This is a genomic window from Shewanella chilikensis, assembly GCF_037953065.1.
Taxonomy (GTDB): domain Bacteria; phylum Pseudomonadota; class Gammaproteobacteria; order Enterobacterales; family Shewanellaceae; genus Shewanella; species Shewanella chilikensis.
The window spans coordinates 931,316-956,652 of the sequence record NZ_CP149966.1; the positions used below are offsets into that span (position 1 = coordinate 931,316).

Genomic DNA, 25,337 nt, shown 5'->3' on the forward strand with positions numbered 1-25,337 from the left:
CCCCTTTATTCAACTCAGTAGTGAGGCGGCGGTGTTTCTTCCGATTGAGACGCGATATTACTCGGTTCTACCGCCTTGAGTTTACTGATTAACAACTGGATCTGAAACTGCTGCTCGGCCACGACTTTATTGAGTTCGAAAATCTCCTGACTCAATTCTTCCAGTGTGGCTTCCTGAAATGACAGCTTGGTTTCGAGCTCTTCGATCCTGTCCGGGATTGCTTGCATTACTTACCTCTGTGTTGGCGCCGACCAGCGTTCCAGCAAGCTGGCACTACTGATACTTTGAAGTTGGCCGTTGTCGGATTCAGACACTGAGTATACTACGGCGCTTTGGGGCAAAGGCTTTTTTGGCAGTGAAACTTGCCAGTTGGCGACTTTTTTCCCCGAATCGACCTGCCACAGGCTTAACTCTCTGGCTGGCGTGCCGGTCAACAAGGCCTGTTCCTGTTGGATAAAGCGCGCCGCCGAAAAGTTCATTTGCCGCCGGACTATCGCCAGCGAGCTGGCCAGTTTCCCTGAGTCATTGTGCCAAATGTCGGCATTGCCGGTACTGTCGGACACTAAGCTGAGGTTACCGCTGCGGCTGAGGGCAACTTTCAGCACCCTGGAGTCCATCTGCCAACGCCTCAGTACCTGAGCATCCTGGGTGCGCCACAGCAGGGCGGTAGCGTCATTCGCCCCGGTCAATGCCAGGCGGCCATCGGCAGAGAGGGCAACGCTGTTGACCTTTTCGCTGTGGCCAAGAAATTTCACCAGTATGCCTGTGGTCGGGGTCAGCGACATCACCGCGCCATCGGCCAGCCCTACCAGCAACTGGCTGTTGTCGGCCACGGCCACAGCCTGGGCTACTGCCGGCAGTGACCACCAACCCGCCGCCCGGCCGTCGGCGATTTTCCACAGTGCAACTGAATCGCGGCTTAACGTCACCGCATATTCTCCATTGGCCGAGATATCCGTGGCGATGACATCATTGGCTGCACTGCCTTGAGCCCACTGATACTTGACCGCGCCTTGTTTGAGATCCCAAAGCCTGATCCCTTCCTGGCTGCTTATCAAAGCGTAGCGGCCATCGGCTGAGAGGCTGGCGCTGTAGCTGGGATCGGCCGCCAGGGATTGGCTGCTATTGGGGACTGGATGGCAAGCGCCAAGGCCAAGCAAAGTAAAACTGAGCGTGCAAATAAGTAGCAATCTGTTTATTGCCATGAACTTATACCGCCTCGACTTGTCATTTTGAGTAAGGGTAAAACGTTGTCGCTTCTACTATAAGGGGATAGGCTTGTTGGCCGCTTTCCCTTGTTAACCAGTATGGATAATCTGCTTTGTATCTCAAAGTTAACTGGTATAAAGTGAGTCGTCTTACATATTTTGGGTTAATTGTAACCATTTGAAGATCCTGAGGATGCCTTTAATGAAACCGATTTACAAAATTTCACTGGTCGCGCTGGCTCTGATCGGCCTTTCCGCCTGTAACCAAGAACAAAAAACAGCGAGTGCCGACAAGGTGGAACTGAGCTCTGTCGAGCAGAAAGAAGCTTATAGCGTGGGCGCCTCTATCGGCCGCTATATGGCCGGCCATATCAAAGAACAGGAAGAGCTGGGTTTCTCAGTCGATCGTGCTTTGATTGTGACAGGTTTCCAACAGGGGCTGAAAGACGAGCTGCAACTGACTGAAGACGAGATGCAGAAAGTGCTTGAAGGTCTGGATCAAAAGCTGAATGAAAAACGCATGGCCAAGGTTCAGGAGATGGCGGCCAAGTCGATGCAGGAAAGCAAAGCCTACTTGGAGCAGAACAAGGCCAAAGAGGGGGTGATCACCACTGAGTCTGGTCTGCAGTATGAAGTATTGACTCCAGGCGAGGGTGAGAAGCCAGCCGCCGAAGATATAGTGACTGTTCACTACCGTGGTACTCTGATTGACGGCACTGAGTTTGACAGCTCCTACTCCCGCGGTGAACCGGCAGAATTTGCTCTGAACCGGGTGATCCCGGGCTGGACCGAAGGTGTACAGTTGATGCCGGTCGGCGCCAAGTATCGCTTCGTAATCCCATCTGAACTGGCTTATGGCGAGCGAGACATGGGCACTATTCCAGCCAACTCAACACTCATCTTTGAAGTCGAGTTGCTCAAGGTCAAGAAGGCCGAAGCCCCCGTAGAGCCGACCGAAGCCGAGGCTTCTGCCAAGTAATCCCTTCTTTCACGGAAAGTGGATACCCGATATTGAAAAGGACGCCGCCGGCGTCCTTTCTTTTTACAGCCACTTCTAGGGCATTGACCCTAAAGCCATTTATAACGATAGAACAGCCACAACTGTCCCCCTACCAATATCAGCAGAAATAGGCAAAAGGCTCCGAAGGCCCAGCCGACATCGGCGCCCGGGATCCCGGCGATATTAACCCCGAGCAGACCGGTAAGAAACCCCAGCGGCAGGAAGACGGCGCTGATCAGTGACAGGAAATAGAGGCGGCGATTGACGGCCTCGGCTTGACGGTTTTGCAACTCTTCCTGGGTGACGCTGGCCCTATCTCTGATGGCATCCAAATCTTCGATGCAGCGAATGAGTTGATCGTTGATTTCGTTGAATTTAAGCCGCTGCTGTTCATCAAATACCTTGGCCGAGTCTGCCAGCAGGCGGGTAAAGGCTTCCCGCTGCGGCGCCAGGTAGCGCCGGACCACCACTATCTGGCGCCTGAGCTCGGCGATATCGCTGCGTAGATCTCTGTCGTTACCGGCCATGACCTTGTCTTCCAGATCGTCGACGGTTTCTTCCAGCCGGTCGATAAACTCCGTCTTTCGCTGGGTGAGACGCTGCGTCAGCGCCAGCAAAAACTCCCCGGTATTGCCGGGGCCTGAGCCTTGGCCGACGCTCTGGATAATGTCTTTGACCGATAACAGCTCGCGACTGCTGGTGCTGATAATTCTGTGATTGTCCAGGTAGAGGCGTATCGACACCATGTCTTCCGGGTCGGCCCCAGGGTTGTGATTGACCCCTCTGAGTGCCAGTAGGAAACCCTGGCCGGATTGGACTACTCTGGGGCGAGTGTCCTGCGCCAACAGGGCTGCCACTTCCAGTGCTTCCAGGCCGCTGTGTTGTTGCAACCACTGACGGTTGGATTTCTTCTTATAGTCCAGATGCAGCCAGAGTATGCCCTGCTCCGGGCGCCAATCACTGACCTGTTGCTGCGTCAACTCCTTGCCTGCCATCTCCCCGCTCAGCAGCAAGGCACAAAACTGTTTTTCGGCCATAGACTCACTCTCATAGGTTTGCTTTAGTTTAAGCTAACCTAGTTATATCATTGGGCATAGGAATTTACTCACTCAGTGGCAATGAAAAGCTGGGCAGGCAAGTGGGCTAATGGGCGGTTTATCGGGATACAGCGACATTGGCTTGCGCCACATACGTGCTTTTTCAACTCGTCCTTGGGGAGCTAGTCAGCCACCCGAGGACTACACCAATTTGTCTCGCCGTAGCTTCACTATGTCATCACCAATCTGACTAGCACCCTAATGGCTGACATGGCTGCAGAGCTAACTGAGGAATACTACTATAGAAAGTAAAGCCCAGGCATAACTATGGGCAATCCCCTGGGCTCTGGGTTAAAATTAGGATAGGTTTGATTACAGCAAAAGAAGTGGCACCATGGAATACGAATTTCGGCGCAATTCACTGACGGGAACCGCAATGGCCCGCTTCAGTATGGAGCATCATGTACTGGGGCAATGGTTCTCTGAAGAGTTGGCGGATAACGCCGAGATCTGCACTCAGGTTAAACAGGCATTGGCGGATTTACAGTCAGGACGCATTCGCGAATGGCAGTTGATTGGTCGGGATCTGACGCTGCAACTGGAGCAGGAGCAGGTGCGGGTTTACGCCAATGTGCTCGAATTCGGTGAGAGTCAGGAGTTGGATGAGTCCCTCTCTCTTTATGATGCCGAGTCAGAAGCTTGGTGCGGCCTGGAAGACTTTCAGGATGTGCTTGAGAGTTGGTGTGACTTTCTGCACCAGAGCCGCTGAACAAGCGGCATGGGCGGCAATGAGAAGGGACGCGGTAGCGTCCCTTTTTTGTGGCTTAACGGTTGAGATAACGCACAGCCATTTCGGTGCGGGACTTGGCATTGGCCTTGCGAAGCAGGTTTTTGACATGCACCTTGACCGTGCCTTCGCTGATATGCAGTTCTTCGGAAATAACCCTGTTGCTCTGCCCTTCTGCCAGATGCTGCAGTATCTGCAACTCTCTGGGGGTCAGGCTGTCGAGCCAGGCTTCCTCTTCGGCGGCATTTTTCAATTCAAACAGATAGTCTTCCACTTCGGCGCTGATCACTCTGTGGCCGGACATGGCTTCTTTCAGTTGCCCGAGCAGCAGATCGGGTTCGGTATCCTTGAGCAGGTAACCATCGGCGCCGGCTCGCAGCAAACGGATAACATCCTGTTTGGCATCGGAAACCGTCAGGATAACGATTCTGGAGGTCACTCCCTCCTGACGCAGGGCGTTCAGGGTATCGAGACCTGTCATGCCTTTCATATTCAGATCCAGCAGGATAATGTCCGGCTCGTTTTCGGCGGTGGCCGCCAAGGCGTCGAGCCCGGTACCGGCTTCACCGAAGAGACTAAAGTCAGGATCGGATGCCAGTAACTGACAGATACCGCGACGCAATAAGGGATGATCATCGACTACCAGAACTGAATAAGGTTTACCCATGATGTGGCTCCTGCTGAGGTGGGAAAGTCAGGACAACACTGGTGCCTCCCGACGCATTGCTGGAAAATTCAACCATACCCGAGAGGCGGCTGGCGCGTTCGTGCATTATCCCTATGCCGAAATGTTGATCCCTTTCCTTGATATGCGCCAGGCCTATGCCGTTGTCTTCGATACTGATAACCACCATGTTATCAGAGTTCTTTTCGCAGCTGATACAAATACGACTCGCATTTGCATGTTTAATGGCATTGAGGGTGGCTTCGCGGGTGAGCTGCAGAATATGAATATGTTGGTGCGCCGCCAGTAACTGGGGCGGCAGACGATAGTTGAGCTCCAGCTCTGTCTCTGTTTGGCTGCGCAGTTGCTCCAGCATAGCCTCGAGGGCGTTGCGCAGATTGGGTTCTTTAACTGTCAGGCGGAAGGTAGACAAGAGTTCTCTGAGCTGGGCGTAGGCTGTGGTCACCCCCTCATTGAGTTCTTCGAGCTGTTGGGTCACCGCCGGGCTTTTGCAGCTCTGATCGAGGCCTTTACGCAGCAAACTTATCTGGATTTTCAGGAAGGATAGCAGTTGCCCCAGTGAATCGTGCAGCTCTCTGGCGATAACCGCCCGCTCTTCCAACAGGGCCAGTTGTTGGCGCTGCTCGGAGGCATTGTGAATCACAATCGAGCGAGCCAGCATGATGGCGAAGTTTTCAAACAGGGGCACATTGATATCGTGCTTGCCTATCACTTCCAGAAAGCCGAGTTCCTGCTGTTCAAACTTGAGCGGAAACTGCATGGTTTGTCCGGATTGCGGCCAGATTTCCTCGTCGGTGGCGATCACCTCCATGGCATCTTCATCCTGTTGAATAATCAGCCGCAGATGTTGCAGGTGCTCATACTCCTTGAGTTGCAGCAGCGACTGTCGCATCACCTCGAAATTGAGTTTGCCCGAGTGCAGCAACACCAGATTGTCATAAAGAAACTTGAGCTCACGGTTGGCACGGGTCAACGCCAGGGTCTTCTCCTTCACCTGAGTTTCCAGATTGCCATAGAGAGTTGCCAGTTCCTGAGCCGTACTGTCCAGGGCATCGGAAAGAGCGCTGAGCTCAATATATTCCGTCTTCGGCATTTCGACGGCAAAGTTACCTTTGGATATAGTGTTGGCTGATTCCATCATCTGTTGCAGCGGCACCACCACCTTGCGTTTGGTAAAGCGCACGGCGATAAAGGCAATCAGCAGCATCAAACCCAGACCTACTATCTGGCTGACGGCCAGCAATCTTAGTTTGAAGGCGGCATGGTGCTCCATCTCCAATACCAGCAAATCTATGGTATCGACAAAGTCTTTCAGCGAGGAGGCATAATTGCGCGAGTCTTCCTGCTCTATGTAGTACTTCATGACCTTCCACTTGCTGATCACCAGTTGGTATTGCTGCCCGAGCCTGGCCGGCGATGACCAGTCCATAGAGCGTACCAAGGCATCTGAGTAGAGGGTGTTTTCAAATTCGCGAATTTTTTGCAGCGCTTCTTCACTGCCGGAGTTGGCATAAAACATCAGCCGGTAGCTCTGCATCCGCAATGAACCGGAGGCGTTGATCGCCCGGGCATCTCCCAGGCTGTAAGACAGATTGATAATGGCAAAAGTGGCCAAACCGCTTGAAAGCAGGATAAGGGTCAGCATTAAGCCTAAAATGGTAGAGGTCAAGCTGCCTCGTTTCATGAAATATTCACTCACTTTTGCTAAGGTTTCCTCAGTCCCTGCAGTGTTGCTCTCGATTATCGGAAAGGAAACGCGCCGATAAGATTGTCGAGAATAAAAAAGGACTTGGGTCTCAGAGTTCTACATTAGCCAGCACTTGAATACATTAACAAGAGTACAAAAATGTGAACAACATCGCCTTCACATTTTGATCTGGCGCAAACTTCGCCCCGGATACCCCCTAAGAGGTATATTTTTGGCGTATTCAAGCGGCTACTTTTGACCTTGGAGATGTCGTGGTTATTGCAAATAACGATAAAGTAACACGGAGATGAGATGGTGAAAAAATTAAACCAAAAATCCTTTGCACTCAGTGCATTGGTCGCCGCAAGCCTAATGGCTGCCGGTGCGTTTGCGAGTGACAAGACTGAGCCTCGCAACGAAGTCTACAAAGACAAGTTCAAAAATCAATATGCCAGTTGGCATGACACTGCAAAGAGTTCTGAAATTGTTGACGTATTGGCAGAAGATCCCAACTTGGTAATCATGTGGGCCGGTTATGGTTTCGCCAAGGACTACAATGCCCCTCGTGGCCACATTTATGCCGTGACGGATGTGCGCAACACCCTGCGTACCGGAGCGCCAAAGAGCGCCGAAGATGGTCCAATGCCAATGGCTTGCTGGAGCTGTAAGAGCCCGGATGTTCCTCGCCTGATAGAAGAGCAGGGCGAAGATGGTTACTTCACCGGTAAGTGGGCCAAAGGTGGCCCTGAAGTGGTTAACGCCATAGGTTGTGGCGATTGTCACGAGAAAGGTTCTCCTAAGCTGCGTTTGGGCCGTCCTTTTGCCGAGCGCGCCATGGAGACCTTGGGTACACCATTTGATAAGGCTTCCCGCAAAGACAAGCAATCCATGGTTTGTGGTCAGTGCCACGTAGAATACTACTTTGAGAAAGTGGAAGGTCGTAAGGGTTTTGTTAAGTTCCCATGGGATCAAGGCACTACAGTAGAATCCATGGAAGCTTACTACGATGCCATCGAATTTGCCGACTGGACTCATGCTTTGTCCAAGACTCCTATGCTGAAGGCACAGCACCCAGGTTATGAAACTTGGCAGCTGGGGGTTCATGGTAAGAACAACGTGACCTGTGTTGACTGTCACATGCCAAAAGTGACCAACGACAAGGGGCGTAAGTTCACCGATCACAAAGTGGGTAATCCGTTCGACCGCTTCGAAGAAACCTGTGCTCAATGCCACACTCAGAGCAAAGAGTTTATGGAGAATCTGACTGCTGAGCGTAAAGTTAAGGTTAATGAGCTGAAGCTGAAGGCTGAAGATCAAATCGTCAAGGCTCACTTTGAAGCCGCTGCCGCCTGGAAAGCCGGTGCGACTGAAGTCGAGATGAAGCCAATTCTGACTGATATCCGTCATGCTCAATGGCGCTGGGATTATGCTATCGCCTCTCACGGTGTCGCGGCTCACGCTCCTGATGAAGCGCTGCGGGTGCTGGGTACTGCGGTTGACAAGGCTGCCAACGCCCGGGTGAAACTGGCACAGTTGCTGGCCAAGAAAGGTATCACAGAGCCAGTTGCGCTGCCGGATATCTCCACCAAGGCCAAGGCTCAGGCTGCTCTGGGTATGGACATGAAGAAGATGGTTGCCGATAAGGAAGAGTTCAAGAAAAATGTTCTGCCCAAGTGGGATGCTGAAGCCAAGAAGCGTGAAGCGACCTACAACTAACAGTCGTTAACATCACGAAATGAAAAATCCCCGCATCGCGGGGATTTTTTATCTCGCAAGTTATCAATGGTATCCAGCGAGTATTGGTTGACCTATTTGATCAGCTTAAGCAGAGCCTTGAAGCGTTCACCTTCTGCCTGATGTTGCAGTTCAAACAGTAAAGATTCACTGTTATTGAGCCTGGCTCCCTGCTGCTTCATCATCTCAATTCCCAAGAGTTTGTTGCTTTCACTGCGGGAGCTGACAGCATCGGCTATCAAGTGCACATCGAAACCCTGCTCGATAAGATCACCACAGGTTTGATAGACACAGACATGGGTCTCTATCCCGGCCAGCAGTACCTGTTTGCGGCCCGTGCTCAGCAGTGCCTCACGGAACGCCGGGCAGTGCCAGCCACTGAAGTGATGCTTGGCAATCGGCGAAGTGGTCTTGGATAACAGAGCGGCCAGCGACTCTGTCGTGGGGCCGAGCTTCTGCGGCAATTGTTCCAGCCAGAGCACCGGGATATCAAACAAGGCCGTGCCTTCTATCAGCATGGCCAGTTGCTGATGCAGCTGTTCACTCTTGTCCATTATCTGCGCCAGTTTACCCTGAACATCCACTATGACCAGCACGCATTCTTCCGCTTTTAACATTTTGTTCTCCTTCTGGTTGGTCTTAGGACAGGTGTAAACGAGTCCTTCTTTCGCTTCAGTTAACGTCAGGACATTCAGTTAACGTCAGTACAGGGCTTAAGCCAATAGGTCTTAGGTCGTAGATGATTGCGCTTTTTTTGTGCGCCCAAGCCTTACTTGCACCTAATTGGTGCATATCTGCAGCTCTTAACCTGGTCCGTAAAAGCTAACTCTTTATAAAACAAAAAATTAACATTCTGGCCTGATGTTTGAATTGCTTTTGGCATAACACCAATACAGCAAGGCGATTCTGGAGGTCTGGATGAAATTAGTCAGCGCAATCATTAAGCCGTTCAAGCTCGATGATGTCCGCGAAGCGATTGCGGGCATAGGCATTGAGGGGATGACGGTCACCGAAGTCAAAGGTTTTGGCCGACAAAAGGGGCATACAGAGCTCTATCGGGGAGCCGAGTATCAGGTGGACTTTCTGCCCAAGGTTAAGCTCGAGATAGCCACCAAGGCGGAGAATCTTGAGCACCTGCTGGAGGTCATCACCAACGCCGCCCATACCGGCAAGATAGGTGACGGCAAGATCTTTGTGACAGATCTGGAACAGGTTATCCGTATTCGTACGGGCGAAACAGATACAGAAGCGCTGTAAGGGGGAGAAGATGGAAGAACTGAGCAAATTGGGTACTACGGTCACAGAGCTGCGTTTTGCGCTGGACACCTTTTACTTTCTGATCTCCGGCGCGCTGGTGATGTGGATGGCGGCGGGTTTCGCCATGCTGGAGGCTGGGTTGGTGCGTTCCAAAAACACCACAGAGATACTGACCAAAAACATCTGTCTCTATTCAATCGCCTGTATCACCTACCTGATTGTGGGTTACAACATCATGTATGTGGACAATGGCGAGGGCGGCTGGCTGCCGAGCATCAGCACCTTGATAGGCTCTCAAGCTGCCGACGCCGACCATGCGCTGGAGTCTGATTTCTTTTTCCAGGTGGTATTTGTGGCTACAGCCATGTCGATTGTTTCCGGCGCCGTGGCCGAGCGCATGCGCCTGTGGGCTTTCCTGGCATTCAGCCTGGTAATGACGGCAGTCATCTATCCGGTGGAAGGTTACTGGACCTGGGGCGGTGGTTTCCTTTCCGAAGCCGGCTTTGTCGACTTTGCCGGTAGCGGCATAGTGCATATGGCCGGTGCGGCCGCGGCCTTGGCCGGTGTCTTGCTGCTGGGGGCCCGTAAAGGTAAATATGGCGCCAATGGCCAGGTTAACCCTATTCCGGGATCCAACCTGCCGCTGGCAACTCTGGGGACTTTTATCCTCTGGATGGGCTGGTTTGGTTTCAACGGTGGTTCTCAGTTACTGGTCTCTGATGCCGAAAATGCCAGTGCCGTGGCCAAAGTCTTCGTCAACACCAATTCGGCGGCGGCCTTCGGCGCAGTATCTGCACTGATCGTCTGTAAGATGGTGTGGGGCAAGGCCGACTTGACCATGATACTCAATGGTACTTTGGCTGGTTTGGTGGCTATCACGGCCGATCCATTGTCGCCCTCTCTGCCTATGGCGGGTGTGATAGGCCTGGTAGCCGGCGGTTTGGTGGTGTTCTCCATTGTGGGCTTTGACCGAATCAAGATAGACGATCCTGTCGGGGCTATCTCGGTGCACGGGGTCGCCGGTTTCTTCGGTTTGATGATGGTGCCTCTGTCCAATGCCGATGCCAGTGTGACAGGGCAGCTGTTTGGCGCTGCGGTGATCTCTGCCTGGGTGTTCCTGGCGTCATTGCTGGTGTGGGGCGCCTTGAAAGTGACCATGGGGATCCGGGTGACCGAAGAGGAAGAGTACAACGGTATGGACGCGTCGGATTGCGGTATCGATGCCTATCCTGAGTTTGTGACTGTCAAGAACGCCAATTGATAAGCCAAGAACGCCAATTGATAAGCCAAGAACACCAGCTGATAAGTCATGAGTGTTTTTGAGAGATCAAGCAAGCTTCCTTAATCTTTAAGCCATCTCTTGTGAGATGGCTTTTGGGTTATCTGCCTTGGCGGGAGTCGGCCAGGAAAAGCGTATTTTGCGGCTATGGCGCTTGATGACAGACGCTCTTGGGGGCAGACTGAAAGCAGAAACAGCCTGGAGCCTAAGGGGATGGCGATGAAGACTCTCAGTGGAATGAAGCTGACCGGTACTTTTTTCGGCGCTTTGTTAATTACCTTGCTGTGGCTTGGCAATGCCGAGGCAGGTCAAGTGGTGGTTCGTGATGCCAGTGAGCCCTTCGATGCCTTTGCCGTCAGGGATGAATTACTGCGTCAGCATGAGTGGCAGGAACTACTGCGCTCGCAGCAACAACTGGAGATCCTCCGCAGCCTGCCTGCCATATGTGTTCCTTACATGCGCCCCTATCGCTACTTTTCCTGCGATGGCCATTTTTATCGCCCCTATCTTTACCGGCAACAGCAGCTCTATATAGGGATCCCCAAGCCGGGTTCCGACGTTATTGCTCCCGGAAATGAAGGCTTGAACTAGGGTATATTCACATTTTGTCACCCTTTGGCGCGGCAGGAGTGGCCAGTCTGACTTAAGCTTTCAGTAAAGAAGCCTTAACTCAGGAGGCCTTATGTTCTCAGGCACTTTCTCAAGCGCTTTCTCCGGCTCTGTCACTCGTGCTCTCTTTGGCGCTCTATCCGCTACCATGTTGAGTCGCCTATTGGGTGCGGTTTTGCTGCTGCTATTTTGCGGTTGCAGCAGTACCCCGGTGCCAAGCAAGATGGCTCTTGGCAGCCTGTTTCAGGATAACCAATTCAAAGAGGCAGGGAATATCCCCGAGCCCGCCGAGTTATTCGCTTTGCCTCCCGAAGCGGTGCAGTTACTCAGAGGTGCTTATAGCCGCGGTGCACTCATGTCCAATCAGGAGTTGGCCCACGAGTGGTTGGCTGACTATATCCATGCCGACAAGGGCGGCTTTCGCTATCAGGACAACTACACCCGCACCGCCGCCGAAACCTTTCACGACAGGGCCGGAAACTGCATGTCACTGGTGATCCTGACGGCGGCCATGGCGCAACAACTGGGGATAGAGGTTGAATTTCGTGATGTGGAAGTGCCCCCGGTCTGGGATCGTCAAGGCGCCTTTTATCTGGTCAATGGTCATATCAACCTCAAGCTATACCCGCCCAAGAATAATCATGTCTTCCATGTCACCGAGCGTTCCATCCTGGTGGATTTCCTGCCAGAGCGTGCTGTGCGCAGCTATAAGGTCAATAAGATCAGCCAAGGTACTGTGGTCGCCATGTATTACAACAATGCGGCGGCCGAGGCATTGATCAATGAGAATTGGGATCTCGCATACGGCTTGTTGAAAAAGAGCCTGCAACAGCAGAGTCTGTTTATTCCGGCGCTCAACAGCCTGGCGGTGCTCTATCGCGCCAGGGGCATGGAACAGATGACCGAGCGGGTCTACCGCTATGCGTTGACGCTTGAGCCGGAAAACATGACTACCCTCTATAACCTGGCGGTCATACTGAGCAGCCAGGACAGACTGGATGAATGGGCCGAAGTGCACAAGGTACTGGAGCTTGCCCGGATCCGGAATCCTTATTACTACTATGATATGGCGCAACAAGCCTACATGGATCATCAATATGATGAGGCGCTGAGTTGGTATCGAAGAGCGATTGAGAAGGCGGATTATCGCCACGAGTTTTACTTTGGTTTGTCCAGAACCTATTGGGCAAAAGGGGACTCCGACCGCGCGAAGAGCAATCTGCAAAAGGCGTTGGCGCTGGCCGGTGACGGCGAGCAGAAAAAACGCTATCAGGCCAAGTTGCATGCGATGGAAGGGCATTGATTCAAAAGCTTGGCTGAAAGAGTGAGGTTATAAAGGCGCAACTGGTTAAGCCAAGCTGCAGAGTAAAAAGCCCGATGCTGACATCTGCATCGGGCTTTTTACTTTCTGGCTATAAGTTTCTTTTTGGCTATAAGTTTCTCTCTGCCTGAAAGCTGGCTTTAAAGGGCTTCGAAACTCAGCGCCTTGTCGCGGTAACTCAAGCGCGCCATCTGCCCCATATCCTTGAGCTCAACTGCCCTGACACCATAGGGCGGCTTTAAGCCCGAATTTTGGATTAGCTCAAGGTTTAGAGGCAACTGCAGACTGTTTTGCTCTTGTGTCAGCCAGGCCGCGGTCTCACTCTGCAGTATGGCGATTTCCTGCCCTTGGGCATCGGTCCCTGTCAGTATTGCCGACACCCCAAAACGACCACTTTGGGCCAGCTCCAGCGTAAAGTTGAGGGCGCTTGGCAGACCATTTTGCCAACCCACTTTGATTTCGGGTGCCAGCCGTGCCGATGGATAGAACTGCTTGAAGGCGGTCTTGACTGTTCGTCGTACCAAGGTGTTATCCACCAGGGTCTCAATATCGACCACCAATTCACTGAAACCCGCATTGCTTGAGGGCATGGGCAACTGCTCATTTTGCAGTCGCCAGCTGTTGCCACTTTGGCTGAGTTGCAGTGGTTTTTGCTCGCCGCTTGCTTGCTGCAGCCGGGCACTGGCCAAACGAGGTGAACCCATGGCCTTATCGTTCTCAAGCGCCAGCTCCAACTCGAGATGGGTGTTGGCCTCGAGTGATGATGGGGTGCTTAACTTGAGACGATAGGCAGAGCCTTTCTCTTTGACATTGACCAGATAGTTGTCAGTGGCGGTCAGCGCTGCGGCGACCTGCAGGCGATAGAGACCGGGCTTGATATCTGAGTTCAGCAGCAGGGCACTGGAGTCATCATCCATCCCGGCACTGGCCAGAGACTCAGAGTCTACGGCGCGGCGGATAAGACGCTTGTTCTCAGTTTTGCCTGCGGCCGAGCTGAGTTGAACTGCGTCCGGAGCAATGCTCTTGGGGGCAGTAGGGGCGCCGCTGCTTGTATCCCAGCGAGGAGCCAGACGGATAACGCTGCTGCCTTGGGTTAATGGCAGCTCTAGGCCTTGGTTAAGCTCGGCGCCTGTAACCATCAACCAGTATTCATCACTGCTGGCACTGGCGGTTTTGTCCGGCAGCTGGGCCTGATACTCCCCTGACAGCGCCCTGACAAAGCTGACATCTTCCCTGGAAGTATTCAAGGGCGGCAATTGCCCTGTATCTAGCTCTTCTCCTGCCTTGATATCGCTTGCCTGGGGCGGCACCATGGCCAAGGTCAGGCTCTTGGGCTGCTGGTTTTGTTCTACCTTGGCATCATCCTGGCAACCCGTGAGGCTCAGGAGTATCGCTGCCAGCAGCGGTGTCTTGCTGATATACATCTTCATACTTACGTCCTCAGATATGATTGCGCAGAAGGGTGTCGAGATTAAAACAGGCCCGGCGGCTTTGATGGTGACTCAAAGGTTCTCTGTCACGGGTTTTCTGCTTATCGGTAAACCAGACACTGCCGGCGGCACTTTGGGAGTTGCACTCAAGAAAACCGTCGGAGCAGTTATCCAGCCAGTTTTGGGTAGTCTCCAGGCCCACTTGATTCTGATAGCCGCCGCAATAGCTGTCGCTGTCCCAAACTGCCGACTCCACGTCCGAGCCGACAACAGCTTCAAAAGGCTTACCCAGAGAAGGGCGCCCGGCTGTGCCGTACAGCCATTGACTGTTGTATTGCGCCATCCAACCCACTTGCTGCTGTTTGACGGCATCGCTGTCGTAACCGAGCAGCCAGCCGAGACTGGTTTCAAACACATTGCCTTGAGTGACGGCATCGGCCAGTGGTGTACCGGCACTGGAAGGAGCCAGCGCTATCACTCGGCTGATGCTGTTGATCACAGCTGGATAACGTCCATCCCAGGTGGGATTGGACAAGACCCAGCGCACTATGTTGCCGCCATTGGAGTGGGTGATAAGGATTAGTTGATCCAGATTGCGGGCGTTGATAAAGCTCTGCAGCTGATCGACCAAACAGCCGGCAGCGGCCTCATCCCACATATATTGCTCGAAGTCACAGTTGATGACCTGATAGTTACTCGGGGTGCTGATACCTTGACGAACTGAATCGACAAACTCGCGGGTCCAGTAATCGTTCAGGGCATCGGTTTGTTTTCCTGTTCCATGGACAAAGGCGACGCCGGTGGCGCCATGACTCAGGGAGCAGACACTACAAAGACCCAACATCATCAGGGTGGTGGATATTTTCATGTCGCATTTCTCTTGTTGATAATCATTATTTTGTGAAGGGATAAATATGTTTATCCGCTAATTAAGTTAGTTGTAATGTTTACTTGCAGCAAGTTAATTGCTGAAATATTGGCTAGGTTAAGCCAATTGAAAGGGATAGCTGTATATAGAGGAATTTCTTAATTTTTTAGTTAAATATAACTGTTGAACATGAGAGGAGGGATCCGCTTTTGAGCGCACTCTATATGAGTTACTTGCCTATAAAAAGGAGTTCAATCGGGTTTGATTCAAACCAGGTGAGAGCTTGTGGCAAAAATGGCTACTCCTTGATTGAAAGGTGTTGTTGGTGGTTTGTTTGTCAATTAGGCTGTGCTTAGGGAATTTCTCATTGGAAGGCGGAGATTACCATACAAAAAATAAGAAATAACATGAATTGCAGAGAAATCTATATAAGTTAATTGCATTGGTTGAATATAGCGGATAGATTGAAACTGTTATTCAAAACAAGAGATTCTTATCAATAGCCGGAGCTGTGTGACGTTTATGTATTACCAGAATGATGATGTACGGATTAATGAAGTTAAAGAGTTACTGCCACCGATAGCCATTCTGGAACGATTTCCGGCAACCGAACGCGCCTCATCCACCGTCTTTAAAGCCAGGAAGAATATTCACAAAATCCTGCATGGACAGGACGATCGCCTGCTGGTGGTGATAGGGCCATGCTCTATTCACGACCCTGAGGCCGCGCTGGAGTATGGTGCGCGTCTGGCCAAACTCAGAGCGGCCTATCAGGATCAATTGGAAGTGGTGATGCGGGTTTATTTCGAGAAACCCAGAACGACAGTGGGCTGGAAGGGGCTGATTAACGATCCCTACATGGATAACAGCTTCAAGCTCAACGACGGCCTAAGAACGGCCCGCAAACTGCTGCTCGAATTGAATGACAGCCAGGTACCGACTGCAGGTGAGTTCCTCGATATGATCACCCCTCAATATATGGCCGACCTCATGTGCTGGGGCGCCATCGGCGCCCGTACCACAGAGTCTCAGGTTCACCGCGAGTTGGCATCGGGCCTGTCTTGTCCTGTGGGATTCAAAAACGGCACAGATGGTACCATCAAGGTGGCGATAGATGCCATTGGGGCCGCCAGCGCACCACACCATTTCCTGTCGGTGACCAAGTTTGGCCATTCGGCAATTGTGTCAACCAAGGGTAATGATGACTGCCATATCATTCTGCGTGGTGGACGCGAACCCAACTACAGCTCGGCTCATGTGAGCCGGATATGCTCTCAGCTCGAGACGGTTGGCCTGAAACCCAAGGTGATGATTGACTTCAGCCACGCCAATTCCAGTAAAGACTTCCGGCGTCAGATGTTGGTGGCTGAAGATGTCTGCGGCCAGATTGCCGCCAAACAGCAGGCGATTTTCGGGGTGATGGTGGAGAGTCATCTGGTGGAAGGGCGTCAGGACCTTAATCCCGGGCACCCCCTCAGTTATGGTCAAAGTATTACCGACGCCTGTATAGGTTGGGATGATACAGAGAAACTGCTGTCAATGCTCAACGACAGCGTGCTGAAGCGCCGTCAGGGTTGAGGGTCAATACTTTAGGTAAAGGCGCCATCGGCGCCTTTATTTTTGGACTTGCTGTGCCAGGTATTCGTTGGCCTTGGCCAGACTGCCAAAGGAAGCTATTAGATTGTTACGGCCTTTTTCCTGGATCTCGGGGTTGCCTGATTCGATCATCATCCATACCCAGGTTTGGATCAGTGGCAGGGGCGGGTATTGAACTTTTGAATCCAACATAAGATTTCCTTCAACAGATACGGTAAAAAATCGGTGCGGACCGGTTTGTTTGACATTTTTGAACACTCGTTGCCGCCCGTACTAACAGGAAAGAGTAGCAAATTCTTTTTTCATGTATAACCATCTTTCAGCTCTTTGGGGTGATTTTGGTGATAAAAATTTTGTTGCTAGTCATTTAGTCTAGGTTAAATGTTATTTTTGGCATTCTAAAGTGCTGCTTCAGATGATGATTTCCGAGCTATCAGCCAAACAGATCGCAGACTTGGGTCCCACTCACTGCTACACTCGGAACACTCTTTTCTCCTGGCAAGATGTATGCGTCCGACTCTTTACCTTGACGGTCCCGTCGATAAGCTCAACTGGCAAGTGCTCAAACTTCTCTGGCCCTATCTGTTGGAATACAAGAGCCGCATTATTCTGGCGCTGTCGTGTCTTGTGGTGGGAAAGCTCGCCAGTGTCGGCTTGCCTTTCCTGTTGAAGCATTTGGTTGATGACTTGGGGAACGCCCAAACAGCGCAGCTGTTGGCCGTGCCTATAGCTCTGGTTTTGGCTTATGGCAGTTTGAGATTAGTCAATGCACTCACCGGGGAGATCAGGGATACCCTCTTTGGCCGAGTGACCGAGAGAGCGATACGACGCCTTGGTCTGCAGGTCTTTGAACATCTGCACCGGCTGGATCTTGGCTTTCACCTCGACAGGCGCACCGGCGGATTATCACGGGACATAGAGCGCGGTACCAGTGGCATCAGTTTTCTGATGCGTTTTATGGTGTTCAACATAGTACCCACCTTATTGGAAATCCTGATGGTAGTGGCCATTTTGCTATGGAATTACGGTATTTGGTTTGCATTGATCACCTTCTGCTCTGTGCTGGCCTACGGTTTGTTTTCTGTTGTGACGACTGAGTGGCGTACCTCCTATGTCCGTGAGGCGGCGAAGGCCGACTCGGTATCCAACACCCGTGCTATTGATAGCCTGCTTAACTATGAAACCGTCAAATACTTCAACAATGAAGCCTATGAGGCGAATGAATATGACAAGGCGTTGGCCGACTGGGAGGTGGCCAAGCGCAAGAATCGTCTGTCGCTGTTCGCCCTCAATGCCGGTCAGGCCACCATTATTGCCATTGCTATGACTTTGATGCTGGGACTCGCAGCTTTTGAAGTGACCCGCGGGCAGATGACTGTGGGTGACTTTGTATTGATCAACGCCTTTATGATGCAACTCTTTATGCCGCTCAACTTCCTGGGCTTTGTGTATCGTGAAATTCGTGGAGCCTTGGCTAATATTGAGAGGATGTTCTCGCTGCTGGATAAGACCCCGCTGGTAAAAGACAGCCCTACGGCTAAAGCCGTATCGCTGACCGAGGGCCGCGTCAGTTTTGATTCGGTTGGCTTTGGTTATGGAGAGCGGGAGATACTCAAAGGGGTGAGTTTTGAGATAGAACCTGGGCAGAAGGTGGCTGTAGTGGGGGAAAGCGGCGCCGGTAAATCGACGTTGGTGCGCTTGCTGTTTCGTTTTTACGATGTCAGCCAAGGGGCGATTCGGGTCGATGGTATTGATATTCGCGATATGACCCAAGATGCACTGCGCCGAGCCATTGCCATAGTGCCTCAAGACACAGTGCTGTTTAACGATACTCTGTTTGAGAATATTCGCTATGGCCGCCCCGATGCTTCGGATGCCGAAATCTGGCAGGCGATAGAGTTGGCCCACCTGAAGCAGTTTGTTGAAGCATTACCGCAGCAGGCCCAGACCAAAGTGGGTGAGAGAGGCATGAAACTCTCCGGCGGTGAAAAGCAGCGGGTGGCTATTGCCAGGGCGATATTGAAGCGCTCGCCGATACTGGTCTTTGATGAGGCTACCTCATCATTGGATAGCCGCTCTGAGAGGGCGATTCTGAAGGCGCTCGATGAAGTTGCCAAGGGCCATACCAGTCTGGTTATTGCCCATAGGTTATCGACAGTGGTGGATGCCGATAAAATCTTAGTGTTGCATCAAGGTCAGTTGGTTGAATCCGGCAGCCATGACAGCCTGCTGGCCGCCGATGGATATTACGCGCGTTTATGGCGGATCCAGCACACAAAACAGACTGATGAGTCGGTGCAAGTTCAGCATTGATTCAGCCTGACTGCCGCATACTCGAAAGTCCGAAGTCGCGTCAGCCATGGGGGCAGCACAGATGGAAAACATTGTATTGCAGGTCAATATTGAAGGAATGCAGGACAAAGTCCGTACAGATTGGAACAGTTTGGCGGATGAGCTTAAGACTCGAGGTATGGATGATGTTGCCCTCAATCAATTACATACCGAGTTACGTGCCGGTCTGAGAGTATCCACTCGCGGCCTGACTCTGTCTATGGTATCTGCAGAACCCTTTAATGAGGCGTTGGAAGGAATTATCAGTGAGTCAAGAAAGCAGGCTCAGTCGCAAGGGGAAGTGCGTAGCTGAGCCTGAGTTGATGCTATTTCTTGGTTTGGTTGCGGTCGGCTTGCCAGCCGTCGCACAGTAGGTTGAAACTATTTTTCGCTTCGTTTACCGGCGTCAGTTCAGTTATTTTACCGCCGCGATAACAGAGCATCTCTCCCTCAATCTCAATCAAACGGCTGCAATTCTTGCAGCTGAGCGATGCAGTTTTGCTCGTTTCCGGCTTGGGGACCTGACTGACAAATGTCATTTTCACTTCAAAATCCTCTGGAAGTGGCAAGTCTTGATTAGGCGCAAAATCTTACCACTTTTGTGATGCAACGCACAATCCGGCCAATGTTACGCTTCGGTGACAGCGACAAAATCGTCACTGATCGAAGTGAGCGTAGTATTTGTCCAGAGATACCGACAGGCCACTTTGGGTAACGATTCTGACGTGGCGTGGTTTGAGTTGTCTTGGGTCAGTGACCCCACAGGAGTGGGCCAGCATCCCCAGATCATGGTGCAATGCCTTGTTGTAGTTGGCGACTCGGGTGGATTTGTCTCTGGGATCCAATCCCTGTTGTAGTTTCTTGTTATGGGTGGTTATCCCGGTGGGGCAGGTATCCTTGTTGCACTGCAGCGCTTGAATACATCCCAGCGCGAACATATTCCCTCTGGCAGAGGCGGTGAAATCCGCTCCCAGCGCCAGCGCCCAGGCGACTCTGGAGGGTGTGATAAGCTTGCCAGAGGCAATCACTTTAATCCGCTGCTTCAGTCCATGCCGCCGCAGTTGTTCGACCAGCAGTGGCAAGCTCTCTTTCAGCGGCAGGCCAACGTAGTCCATCAAGGTTTGCGGCGCTGCGCCCGTACCACCATCGGCGCTGTCGAGGGTGAAGAAATCGGGAGCCGAGTCATGACCGCGTTGGTTAATCTCTTCCAGAAAATCTTCCAACCAGTGAGTATCACCCAAGACAGCCTTGATCCCTGTGGGTTTGCCTGTCACCTGCCTGACTCTGGCTATCATGTCGAGAATGTCGCCGACATGATGAAACTCGATATGACCGTTGGGACTGATGGAATCCTCTCCTGCTGGGATCCCTCTAATCGCGGCTATCTCTTCGGTTACCTTTACCCCGGGAAGAATTCCCCCCTTGCCTGGCTTGGCTCCCTGACTGAGTTTGATTTCGAACATTTTCACCTGAGAGTGAGCGGCCACTTCCCTGAGCTTGTCATCATCCAGGTGCCCTTCAGCGCTGCGAACGCCATATTTGGCAGTGCCTATCTGGAATACCAGATCGCAGTTTCCCTTGAGGTGGTGGGCGCTGAGGCCGCCTTCCCCTGTGTTGAGCCAGCATCCTGCCTGGGCTGCCCCATGGGAAAGGGCGGTAACAGCTGGGCGAGAAAGAGCACCGAAGCTCATGGCGGAAATATGGCAAATGGCGCTGGTGGCAAAGGGATGTTCGCAGTCAGGGCCGATAACCACAGGTGTTGGCGGCACAACGTCTTGATCCAGTGTTGGGAAGGCGGTGTTCATAAACAGTATGCTGCCGTTGGCTTCCAGTGGCCTGGTGGAGCCGAAGGCTATGGTGCGGTCGACATTTTTCGCCGCCCGGTAGACCCAACTACGCTCGGCACGATTGAAGGGGAGTTCTTCCCGATCGAGAGCGAAAAAGTACTGGCGGAAGAATTCGCCCATTTTCTCGAAGAAATACCGGAATCGTCCGACAACAGGGTAGTTATGCCGCACCGCCTGCTTGGTTTGCATCACATCGGCGATATACATATAAGTGATTACCAAGAGTCCTAAGCCGACGACTATTAAAAACAGGCCGGAAAAGAGTTCCAGGCCCCACATAAACCAGTTTTGCTCGCGCATCTTCTATCCTTATTGACTGCCAAAGTGGGTGGTTACCAGGCCCGTGGGCCCCTGTTCTGCCAAGGTAAGAATAAAGAGTTGATCGTATTGCTGCTCATTCAGGCTAACCAGGGGGCCACCCAGCGCCTTGATGATGGCCGGAACTGTATTGCTGTGGCCGGCGATCAGCACATTGCCTTGGCTGGCTTTGACTGCATCTGCTATGGCATTGATGTGAGCCTCCAAGCCGACTTTGGCTGGAAACACCTCAATCCTGAGTTGTTTGGCTGTTGCAATCGGTGCCAGGGTTTCCTGAGTTCGGCGAAACTCACTCGACATCAGCCTTTGCAGTTGGGTGTCCCTTAATGCCTCTGCCAGAGCTTCGGCGCGCGCCTTGCCTGCGACTGTCAGCCCGGGATCGCTTCCCTGAGCTTTTTCCGCATGCCTAACCAGGAATATGGTTTGATGGGGGGCGGCGGCCTGGGACGACCAACTAAAAAGCACTGAAAGACAAAGCAGTAGAAAAATTCTTACCATTTTTATTTTCTATCAAATACTTAAATAACATGTGGGATCATAGCTCGAGTATCGACCTGGGTAAACAATCACTAAACTAATTGCTGAATTGGTCGATAATTAACCTGAGATACGCTTTTCATACGAGGAAACCAAGATGGAAATCCGCAATCATGGCGCTCAGGTCTCTGAGGTGGCCAAGGACAAGACTCAACAACTGGACGGTAATCATGGTAAGGCGGTATCTGAAGTCGCCGGCAGCAAGAGTGCCCGCCATATCAGCCAGCAGTTGATGAATAACGCTATTCTGGCGGCGCAGGAGGAAGTAAGCCTCAATAGCGGTAACGAACCCATGAGTCTCTTGTATCGCGCCGCGATTGAGGCCATCAATGAAGAACTGGCACCTTACATGGGGGAAAATGCCCTGCAGCAGGTGCAGGAGCAGCAGATAGATACTTCTCCCGAGGCCACGGCCGACAGAATTGTCAGCTTTGCCACTCAGTTCTTCAGTGTCTACCAGCAGCAAAACTCCAGCATGGACTTTGACAGTCAGCTGTCCGGTTTTATGGACGTTATCGGTGGCGCCATAGATCAGGGCTTTAAAGAGGCGACGGATATTCTTTCCGGACTCAAGGTGCTGGAGGGCGATATCAAGACCGGGGTGGATGAAACCTACTCTCTGGTACAACAAGGGTTGCAGTCATTCAGAGACAGCTTTACCACTGAGCAGGAATAATCGAGCTCACGTGAAACCTTTCCTGCCGATAACACCCCTCACTATGAGGGGTTTTTGTTGGCTGAATATGGGGTTATGCTGCAATAATCGTCTTGTGTTACCTAAGGAGAAGCTATGTGGACTGAAGGTCGGGTCATTGAGCGTATCGATTGGAACAGCAAGTTATTCAGCCTGAGGATAGCCGCCGAGATAGCGCCGTTTATTGCGGGCCAGTTTATTAAGCTCAGTCAGCAGAGGGATGATAAACGTATCGCCCGGGCCTATTCGCTGGTGAATGCCCCAGGGGCCGACTATCTTGAAATACTGGCGGTGGCGGTAGATCAAGGCCAGTTGTCGCCGGATCTGCAATCTTTGCAGCCGGGTGACAGTATTAGCGTGACAGACAAAGCCACCGGCTTCATGACCCTGGATGAGATCCCAAAAGGGGAATTGCAGGGGCGCCACCTGTGGTTTTTGGCAACCGGTACCGCCGTGGGGCCGTTTCTTTCCATGTTGGATACTCCTGAACCTTGGCAGCGGTTTGATAAGGTGGTTCTGGTTTACGGGGTCAGAGAAGTGCAGGATCTCGCCTATCTCGATAAGATCCGCGGCTATCAACAGGCCTATCCAGAGCAATTTGTGTTTGTGCCCAGTGTCACTCGTGAAGACTTTGACGGTGCGCTGCGTTGCCGCATCCCGGATGGCCTACAAAGCGGTGAGATAGAGGCCAAGGCCGGGCTAAGCATAAGTGCAAAGGACTCGCAATTGATGCTTTGTGGTAACCCCGGGATGATCCAGGGGGCTACGGCGGCGCTTATCGATAAAGGTTTGGCCAAAAACCTGCGCCGGGCCCCCGGACAGATAACAGTCGAAAAATACTGGTAACAGGAGAGTCTGGATGCAGCTCTATTACTCTACAGCTTCGCCTTATGCCCGCGTGGTCAGGGTCATTGCCCGCGAGCTGGGTTTGGCGTTGGATGAAAAGCTGGTCAATCCTTTCGATAACAGTGACGAGTTACTGTCGGTTAACCCCTTGGGGAAAATTCCCTGTCTGCTTTTGGACGATGGCGCCGCACTGTTCGACAGCGAAGTCATTGCCCGTTATCTGGACGCTAGATTCGGCCAGGATCGTTTCTTTGGGCCCCAAAAAAACTGGGCTTATGAGTGCCAGTTCTCACTGCTTAAAGGCGCGTTGGATAGCGCCGTTGGCCTAAGGCAGGAACAGATGCGTGAAGAAGAGGGGGTTCGTTCTCTTTTCTGGAGTGGTCGTTTCGAGCAGGCCCTGCTCAGAGCCTTGATGGAAGTGGAGCGTCAGGGAATTATCGCGAGCGGTCCACTCGATGCCAGGCAGGTACTGCTGTTGGTGCTACTCGAATACCTTGATTTTCGTCATCCGGATCTCGACTGGCGTAAAGTGGCGCCGGCCTTGGCACACTGGCTGGAATCTGCATCAATCAGGCAGAGTTTCCGAGATACTCGTCCTGGATGATTTCTCGGTAATTTGCGGTTTGGCCAAGTCCGAGTATCGCCTGCCCTTGGGGTGGGTTCTGCGGTTGGTTTCACCGAAGATGCCATAGAGGTCACGGCTCATACCATAGTCCAGTCGCCGATCGCTGAAGGGAACTCTTCTGTCTTCATGATGTTGATACTTGCAGTCGCATTGGCTGCAATTACATTCTGCCAAGGGGAGCCTGGGCGCCTCCTTCGACAGAAAACGCTTGCCTTCAAGCGCTCTTATCGCCTGGCAGGCAGTTGGCGTCAACACTATGGAGACACAGTGATATTGTTTCTCTTTGGGGACAGAGGGTCTGTCCTGCCGACGCTTTTCTGGTCTTAACCTGTGACGGAACAGAAACAAGATCAGTAGCAAAGACATGACAGCCAGCAGGATTTCCAAAATATCCAAGATACTTCCCCTCTCCATGTATAAGTTTTAAGGTTCAGTTTAGTTTAGTTTGCGACAATTTGGCCGATTCCAATCGCTTTGCTCCCAGCCACTGCCATTCTGTCTGTTTTCATTTGTACTCCCCTTGTCAGAATTTTTGCACTAGGCTGAAAATAAAGCTGATTAGAAATAGTTCTCATTAAATTACTCATCCAATATGGGGTACTGAATAATATGAGCTACAAGACAGGTCTGTTACTTTGCAGTGCGTTGGCTGCATCCAGTTTGACATTGCCGGTGGCCGCCGCCGATGAGGTGACGGTTTATTCCTATCGCCAGGAGTTTTTGGTCAAGCCCATTCTGGATGACTTCAGTCAGGCTACCGGGGTGAAGGTTAATTTTGTGTTTGCCAAAGATGGCATCGCCGATAGATTGGCTCGTGAAGGACGCTTATCACCGGCGGATCTGGTGCTGACGTCTGACTTTTCCCGCTTGCAGGAATTGGTGGACAAGCAGTTGGTCAAACAGGTGGAAAGTGACACGCTCAAGCAGAATATTCCGGCCCAATACCGGGATCCCGAAGGAAACTGGTACGCCTTGACTATGAGGGTGCGTAATCTCTATTCCAGCAAGGAGCGCCTCGGGCCGCTGACAATCAACTATGAAGACCTGGCCGATGCCCGTTACAAGGGTAAGGTGTGTATGCGTAGTGGCAAGCATCCCTACAACATAGCGCTGGTGGCCTCCATGATAGCCCACCACGGTGAAGCCGATGCCAAGAGTTGGCTTCAGGGACTGAAGAGTAACTTGGCCCGTAAGCCTCAGGGTAACGACAGGGCGCAGGTGCAGGCGGTAAAAGAAGGTTTGTGTGATATCGCCATCGGTAACAGCTATTACTATGGCAAGATGCTGCAAGACCCCAAACAGCGGCCATGGGCCGAAGCGGCGGTGATCAACTTCCCGAATCAGGAAAATCGCGGTGCCCATATCAATGTCTCGGGTATGGCGCTGGCCAAGCATGCACCTAACTCGGCCGATGCTCTCAAACTGATGGAGTATCTGTCTTCGGATGCCGCCCAACAGAGCTATGCCGAGGTCAATATGGAATATCCGGTCAAGGACGATGTGCCTGTCTCAGAATTGGTGGCATCCTGGGGAGACTTTAAAGCCGATGACTTGCCTGTCTACAAATTGGCAGAGCACCATCAGGCGGCGCTGAGACTGCTCGATGAGGTTAAGTTTGATCTCTGAGCTTGAAGGCGTTTC

At 52.1% G+C, this 25,337-nt stretch carries 27 protein-coding genes; 14 read left to right on the forward strand and 13 right to left on the reverse strand.

Annotated features, from left to right (window positions below):
* Positions 1–14: 14 nt before the first annotated feature.
* Complete coding sequence (locus WKR14_RS04305; protein ID WP_025011529.1) at positions 15–227, reverse strand: SlyX family protein; 213 nt, start codon at positions 225–227, stop codon at positions 15–17.
* 3 nt (positions 228–230) lie between these two features.
* On the reverse strand, positions 231–1,205 hold the full coding sequence (locus tag WKR14_RS04310) for a hypothetical protein (RefSeq protein WP_339087426.1): 975 nt from the start codon (positions 1,203–1,205) through the stop codon (positions 231–233).
* Positions 1,206–1,410: 205 nt separating this feature from the next.
* On the opposite strand from WKR14_RS04310, the gene fkpA reads away from it, so the two are divergent.
* A complete protein-coding gene (fkpA, locus tag WKR14_RS04315) occupies positions 1,411–2,187 on the forward strand; it encodes an FKBP-type peptidyl-prolyl cis-trans isomerase (protein WP_165564532.1) in 777 nt (258 codons plus the stop codon).
* 89 nt (positions 2,188–2,276) lie between these two features.
* Here fkpA and WKR14_RS04320 read toward each other — a convergent pair whose 3' ends face one another.
* Complete coding sequence (locus WKR14_RS04320; RefSeq protein ID WP_234556510.1) at positions 2,277–3,245, reverse strand: zinc transporter ZntB; 969 nt, start codon at positions 3,243–3,245, stop codon at positions 2,277–2,279.
* 394 nt (positions 3,246–3,639) lie between these two features.
* On the opposite strand from WKR14_RS04320, the gene WKR14_RS04325 reads away from it, so the two are divergent.
* A complete protein-coding gene (locus WKR14_RS04325) occupies positions 3,640–4,014 on the forward strand; it encodes a YacL family protein (RefSeq protein WP_339087428.1) in 375 nt (124 codons plus the stop codon).
* A gap of 55 nt (positions 4,015–4,069) precedes the next feature.
* Here the strand turns inward: WKR14_RS04325 and WKR14_RS04330 are convergent, their stop codons facing one another.
* Together WKR14_RS04330 and narQ are read right to left on the reverse strand one after the other, a co-directional pair.
* On the reverse strand, positions 4,070–4,699 hold the full coding sequence (locus WKR14_RS04330) for a response regulator (protein ID WP_101052500.1): 630 nt from the start codon (positions 4,697–4,699) through the stop codon (positions 4,070–4,072).
* Positions 4,692–6,401 carry a nitrate/nitrite two-component system sensor histidine kinase NarQ gene (gene narQ, locus WKR14_RS04335; RefSeq protein WP_101052498.1) on the reverse strand — a complete coding sequence of 570 codons (1,710 nt, stop codon included), beginning with the start codon at positions 6,399–6,401 and terminating at the stop codon, positions 4,692–4,694. Before narQ ends, WKR14_RS04330 begins: the two co-directional genes overlap by 8 nt.
* 315 nt (positions 6,402–6,716) lie before the next feature.
* On the opposite strand from narQ, the gene nrfA reads away from it, so the two are divergent.
* Positions 6,717–8,120 carry an ammonia-forming nitrite reductase cytochrome c552 subunit gene (gene nrfA, locus WKR14_RS04340; protein WP_115389138.1) on the forward strand — a complete coding sequence of 468 codons (1,404 nt, stop codon included), beginning with the start codon at positions 6,717–6,719 and terminating at the stop codon, positions 8,118–8,120.
* Positions 8,121–8,212: 92 nt separating this feature from the next.
* On the opposite strand, the gene WKR14_RS04345 is transcribed toward nrfA, so the two are convergent.
* Positions 8,213–8,755: a hydrolase gene (locus WKR14_RS04345; RefSeq protein WP_101052494.1), complete on the reverse strand. Its 543-nt coding sequence runs from the start codon at positions 8,753–8,755 to the stop codon at positions 8,213–8,215.
* Between the two features lie 301 nt (positions 8,756–9,056).
* Here WKR14_RS04345 and glnK point away from each other — a divergent pair, with 301 nt between their 5' ends.
* From glnK to WKR14_RS04365, 4 genes are all read left to right on the forward strand, one after another.
* Positions 9,057–9,395 (forward strand): P-II family nitrogen regulator, encoded by a 339-nt coding sequence (gene glnK, locus WKR14_RS04350; protein ID WP_025011521.1) that lies wholly within the window; start codon positions 9,057–9,059, stop codon positions 9,393–9,395.
* Positions 9,396–9,405: 10 nt separating this feature from the next.
* Positions 9,406–10,656 (forward strand): ammonium transporter, encoded by a 1,251-nt coding sequence (locus tag WKR14_RS04355; protein WP_101052492.1) that lies wholly within the window; start codon positions 9,406–9,408, stop codon positions 10,654–10,656.
* 237 nt (positions 10,657–10,893) lie between these two features.
* Positions 10,894–11,265: a hypothetical protein gene (locus tag WKR14_RS04360; RefSeq protein ID WP_224867673.1), complete on the forward strand. Its 372-nt coding sequence runs from the start codon at positions 10,894–10,896 to the stop codon at positions 11,263–11,265.
* 166 nt (positions 11,266–11,431) lie between these two features.
* Complete coding sequence (locus WKR14_RS04365; RefSeq protein ID WP_339087731.1) at positions 11,432–12,586, forward strand: hypothetical protein; 1,155 nt, start codon at positions 11,432–11,434, stop codon at positions 12,584–12,586.
* A 158-nt stretch (positions 12,587–12,744) separates the two neighbouring features.
* On the opposite strand, the gene WKR14_RS04370 is transcribed toward WKR14_RS04365, so the two are convergent.
* The gene (locus tag WKR14_RS04370) at positions 12,745–14,034 is read right to left on the reverse strand and encodes a DUF4785 domain-containing protein (RefSeq protein WP_339087429.1); all 1,290 of its coding nucleotides are present in this window, start codon (positions 14,032–14,034) and stop codon (positions 12,745–12,747) included.
* A gap of 10 nt (positions 14,035–14,044) precedes the next feature.
* Positions 14,045–14,902 carry a hypothetical protein gene (locus WKR14_RS04375; RefSeq protein WP_101052488.1) on the reverse strand — a complete coding sequence of 286 codons (858 nt, stop codon included), beginning with the start codon at positions 14,900–14,902 and terminating at the stop codon, positions 14,045–14,047.
* Between the two features lie 522 nt (positions 14,903–15,424).
* Here WKR14_RS04375 and aroG point away from each other — a divergent pair.
* Positions 15,425–16,480 carry a 3-deoxy-7-phosphoheptulonate synthase AroG gene (aroG, locus tag WKR14_RS04380; protein WP_101052486.1) on the forward strand — a complete coding sequence of 352 codons (1,056 nt, stop codon included), beginning with the start codon at positions 15,425–15,427 and terminating at the stop codon, positions 16,478–16,480.
* Positions 16,481–16,516: 36 nt separating this feature from the next.
* Here aroG and WKR14_RS04385 read toward each other — a convergent pair whose 3' ends face one another.
* Positions 16,517–16,690: a hypothetical protein gene (locus tag WKR14_RS04385; protein ID WP_101052484.1), complete on the reverse strand. Its 174-nt coding sequence runs from the start codon at positions 16,688–16,690 to the stop codon at positions 16,517–16,519.
* A 315-nt stretch (positions 16,691–17,005) separates the two neighbouring features.
* Here WKR14_RS04385 and WKR14_RS04390 point away from each other — a divergent pair, with 315 nt between their 5' ends.
* Positions 17,006–18,811: an ABCB family ABC transporter ATP-binding protein/permease gene (locus WKR14_RS04390; RefSeq protein WP_101052482.1), complete on the forward strand. Its 1,806-nt coding sequence runs from the start codon at positions 17,006–17,008 to the stop codon at positions 18,809–18,811.
* A 61-nt stretch (positions 18,812–18,872) separates the two neighbouring features.
* Positions 18,873–19,142 (forward strand): hypothetical protein, encoded by a 270-nt coding sequence (locus tag WKR14_RS04395; protein WP_101052480.1) that lies wholly within the window; start codon positions 18,873–18,875, stop codon positions 19,140–19,142.
* 13 nt (positions 19,143–19,155) lie between these two features.
* Here the strand turns inward: WKR14_RS04395 and WKR14_RS04400 are convergent, their stop codons facing one another.
* The 3 genes from WKR14_RS04400 to WKR14_RS04410 form a co-directional block, all read right to left on the reverse strand.
* Entirely contained in the window at positions 19,156–19,368 is a 213-nt protein-coding gene (locus WKR14_RS04400; RefSeq protein WP_263619481.1) for a hypothetical protein, read from the reverse strand.
* A 117-nt stretch (positions 19,369–19,485) separates the two neighbouring features.
* Positions 19,486–20,976 carry an FMN-binding glutamate synthase family protein gene (locus tag WKR14_RS04405; protein WP_101052476.1) on the reverse strand — a complete coding sequence of 497 codons (1,491 nt, stop codon included), beginning with the start codon at positions 20,974–20,976 and terminating at the stop codon, positions 19,486–19,488.
* 9 nt (positions 20,977–20,985) lie between these two features.
* Complete coding sequence (locus tag WKR14_RS04410) at positions 20,986–21,492, reverse strand: phosphoglycerate mutase family protein (protein WP_226563827.1); 507 nt, start codon at positions 21,490–21,492, stop codon at positions 20,986–20,988.
* A gap of 136 nt (positions 21,493–21,628) precedes the next feature.
* On the opposite strand from WKR14_RS04410, the gene WKR14_RS04415 reads away from it, so the two are divergent.
* The 3 genes from WKR14_RS04415 to WKR14_RS04425 all read left to right on the forward strand — a co-directional run bounded on the left by WKR14_RS04415 (position 21,629) and on the right by WKR14_RS04425 (position 23,675).
* Complete coding sequence (locus tag WKR14_RS04415; protein WP_101052472.1) at positions 21,629–22,207, forward strand: DUF5610 domain-containing protein; 579 nt, start codon at positions 21,629–21,631, stop codon at positions 22,205–22,207.
* A 114-nt stretch (positions 22,208–22,321) separates the two neighbouring features.
* The gene (locus WKR14_RS04420) at positions 22,322–23,071 is read left to right on the forward strand and encodes a ferredoxin--NADP reductase (RefSeq protein WP_101052470.1); all 750 of its coding nucleotides are present in this window, start codon (positions 22,322–22,324) and stop codon (positions 23,069–23,071) included.
* A 13-nt stretch (positions 23,072–23,084) separates the two neighbouring features.
* Positions 23,085–23,675, forward strand: coding sequence for a glutathione S-transferase N-terminal domain-containing protein (locus WKR14_RS04425; RefSeq protein ID WP_101052468.1), 591 nt, complete (start codon positions 23,085–23,087; stop codon positions 23,673–23,675).
* On the opposite strand, the gene WKR14_RS04430 is transcribed toward WKR14_RS04425, so the two are convergent.
* The gene (locus tag WKR14_RS04430) at positions 23,637–24,092 is read right to left on the reverse strand and encodes a hypothetical protein (protein WP_146225980.1); all 456 of its coding nucleotides are present in this window, start codon (positions 24,090–24,092) and stop codon (positions 23,637–23,639) included. The genes WKR14_RS04425 and WKR14_RS04430 overlap by 39 nt on opposite strands.
* A gap of 213 nt (positions 24,093–24,305) precedes the next feature.
* Here WKR14_RS04430 and WKR14_RS04435 point away from each other — a divergent pair, with 213 nt between their 5' ends.
* Positions 24,306–25,322: a Fe(3+) ABC transporter substrate-binding protein gene (locus tag WKR14_RS04435; protein ID WP_101052464.1), complete on the forward strand. Its 1,017-nt coding sequence runs from the start codon at positions 24,306–24,308 to the stop codon at positions 25,320–25,322.
* The last annotated feature ends 15 nt before the right edge of the window (positions 25,323–25,337 follow it).

Bases quoted from the DNA above. Each gene is read 5' to 3' on its own strand.
- WKR14_RS04305 (WP_025011529.1), bottom strand. From the start codon at position 227: ATGCAAGCAATCCCGGACAGGATCGAAGAGCTCGAAACCAAGCTGTCA.
- WKR14_RS04310 (WP_339087426.1), bottom strand. From the start codon at position 1,205: ATGGCAATAAACAGATTGCTACTTATTTGCACGCTCAGTTTTACTTTG.
- fkpA (WP_165564532.1), top strand. From the start codon at position 1,411: ATGAAACCGATTTACAAAATTTCACTGGTCGCGCTGGCTCTGATCGGC.
- WKR14_RS04320 (WP_234556510.1), bottom strand. From the start codon at position 3,245: ATGGCCGAAAAACAGTTTTGTGCCTTGCTGCTGAGCGGGGAGATGGCA.
- WKR14_RS04325 (WP_339087428.1), top strand. From the start codon at position 3,640: ATGGAATACGAATTTCGGCGCAATTCACTGACGGGAACCGCAATGGCC.
- WKR14_RS04330 (WP_101052500.1), bottom strand. From the start codon at position 4,699: ATGGGTAAACCTTATTCAGTTCTGGTAGTCGATGATCATCCCTTATTG.
- narQ (WP_101052498.1), bottom strand. From the start codon at position 6,401: ATGAAACGAGGCAGCTTGACCTCTACCATTTTAGGCTTAATGCTGACC.
- nrfA (WP_115389138.1), top strand. From the start codon at position 6,717: ATGGTGAAAAAATTAAACCAAAAATCCTTTGCACTCAGTGCATTGGTC.
- WKR14_RS04345 (WP_101052494.1), bottom strand. From the start codon at position 8,755: ATGTTAAAAGCGGAAGAATGCGTGCTGGTCATAGTGGATGTTCAGGGT.
- glnK (WP_025011521.1), top strand. From the start codon at position 9,057: ATGAAATTAGTCAGCGCAATCATTAAGCCGTTCAAGCTCGATGATGTC.
- WKR14_RS04355 (WP_101052492.1), top strand. From the start codon at position 9,406: ATGGAAGAACTGAGCAAATTGGGTACTACGGTCACAGAGCTGCGTTTT.
- WKR14_RS04360 (WP_224867673.1), top strand. From the start codon at position 10,894: ATGAAGACTCTCAGTGGAATGAAGCTGACCGGTACTTTTTTCGGCGCT.
- WKR14_RS04365 (WP_339087731.1), top strand. From the start codon at position 11,432: ATGTTGAGTCGCCTATTGGGTGCGGTTTTGCTGCTGCTATTTTGCGGT.
- WKR14_RS04370 (WP_339087429.1), bottom strand. From the start codon at position 14,034: ATGAAGATGTATATCAGCAAGACACCGCTGCTGGCAGCGATACTCCTG.
- WKR14_RS04375 (WP_101052488.1), bottom strand. From the start codon at position 14,902: ATGAAAATATCCACCACCCTGATGATGTTGGGTCTTTGTAGTGTCTGC.
- aroG (WP_101052486.1), top strand. From the start codon at position 15,425: ATGTATTACCAGAATGATGATGTACGGATTAATGAAGTTAAAGAGTTA.
- WKR14_RS04385 (WP_101052484.1), bottom strand. From the start codon at position 16,690: ATGTTGGATTCAAAAGTTCAATACCCGCCCCTGCCACTGATCCAAACC.
- WKR14_RS04390 (WP_101052482.1), top strand. From the start codon at position 17,006: ATGCGTCCGACTCTTTACCTTGACGGTCCCGTCGATAAGCTCAACTGG.
- WKR14_RS04395 (WP_101052480.1), top strand. From the start codon at position 18,873: ATGGAAAACATTGTATTGCAGGTCAATATTGAAGGAATGCAGGACAAA.
- WKR14_RS04400 (WP_263619481.1), bottom strand. From the start codon at position 19,368: ATGACATTTGTCAGTCAGGTCCCCAAGCCGGAAACGAGCAAAACTGCA.
- WKR14_RS04405 (WP_101052476.1), bottom strand. From the start codon at position 20,976: ATGCGCGAGCAAAACTGGTTTATGTGGGGCCTGGAACTCTTTTCCGGC.
- WKR14_RS04410 (WP_226563827.1), bottom strand. From the start codon at position 21,492: ATGGTAAGAATTTTTCTACTGCTTTGTCTTTCAGTGCTTTTTAGTTGG.
- WKR14_RS04415 (WP_101052472.1), top strand. From the start codon at position 21,629: ATGGAAATCCGCAATCATGGCGCTCAGGTCTCTGAGGTGGCCAAGGAC.
- WKR14_RS04420 (WP_101052470.1), top strand. From the start codon at position 22,322: ATGTGGACTGAAGGTCGGGTCATTGAGCGTATCGATTGGAACAGCAAG.
- WKR14_RS04425 (WP_101052468.1), top strand. From the start codon at position 23,085: ATGCAGCTCTATTACTCTACAGCTTCGCCTTATGCCCGCGTGGTCAGG.
- WKR14_RS04435 (WP_101052464.1), top strand. From the start codon at position 24,306: ATGAGCTACAAGACAGGTCTGTTACTTTGCAGTGCGTTGGCTGCATCC.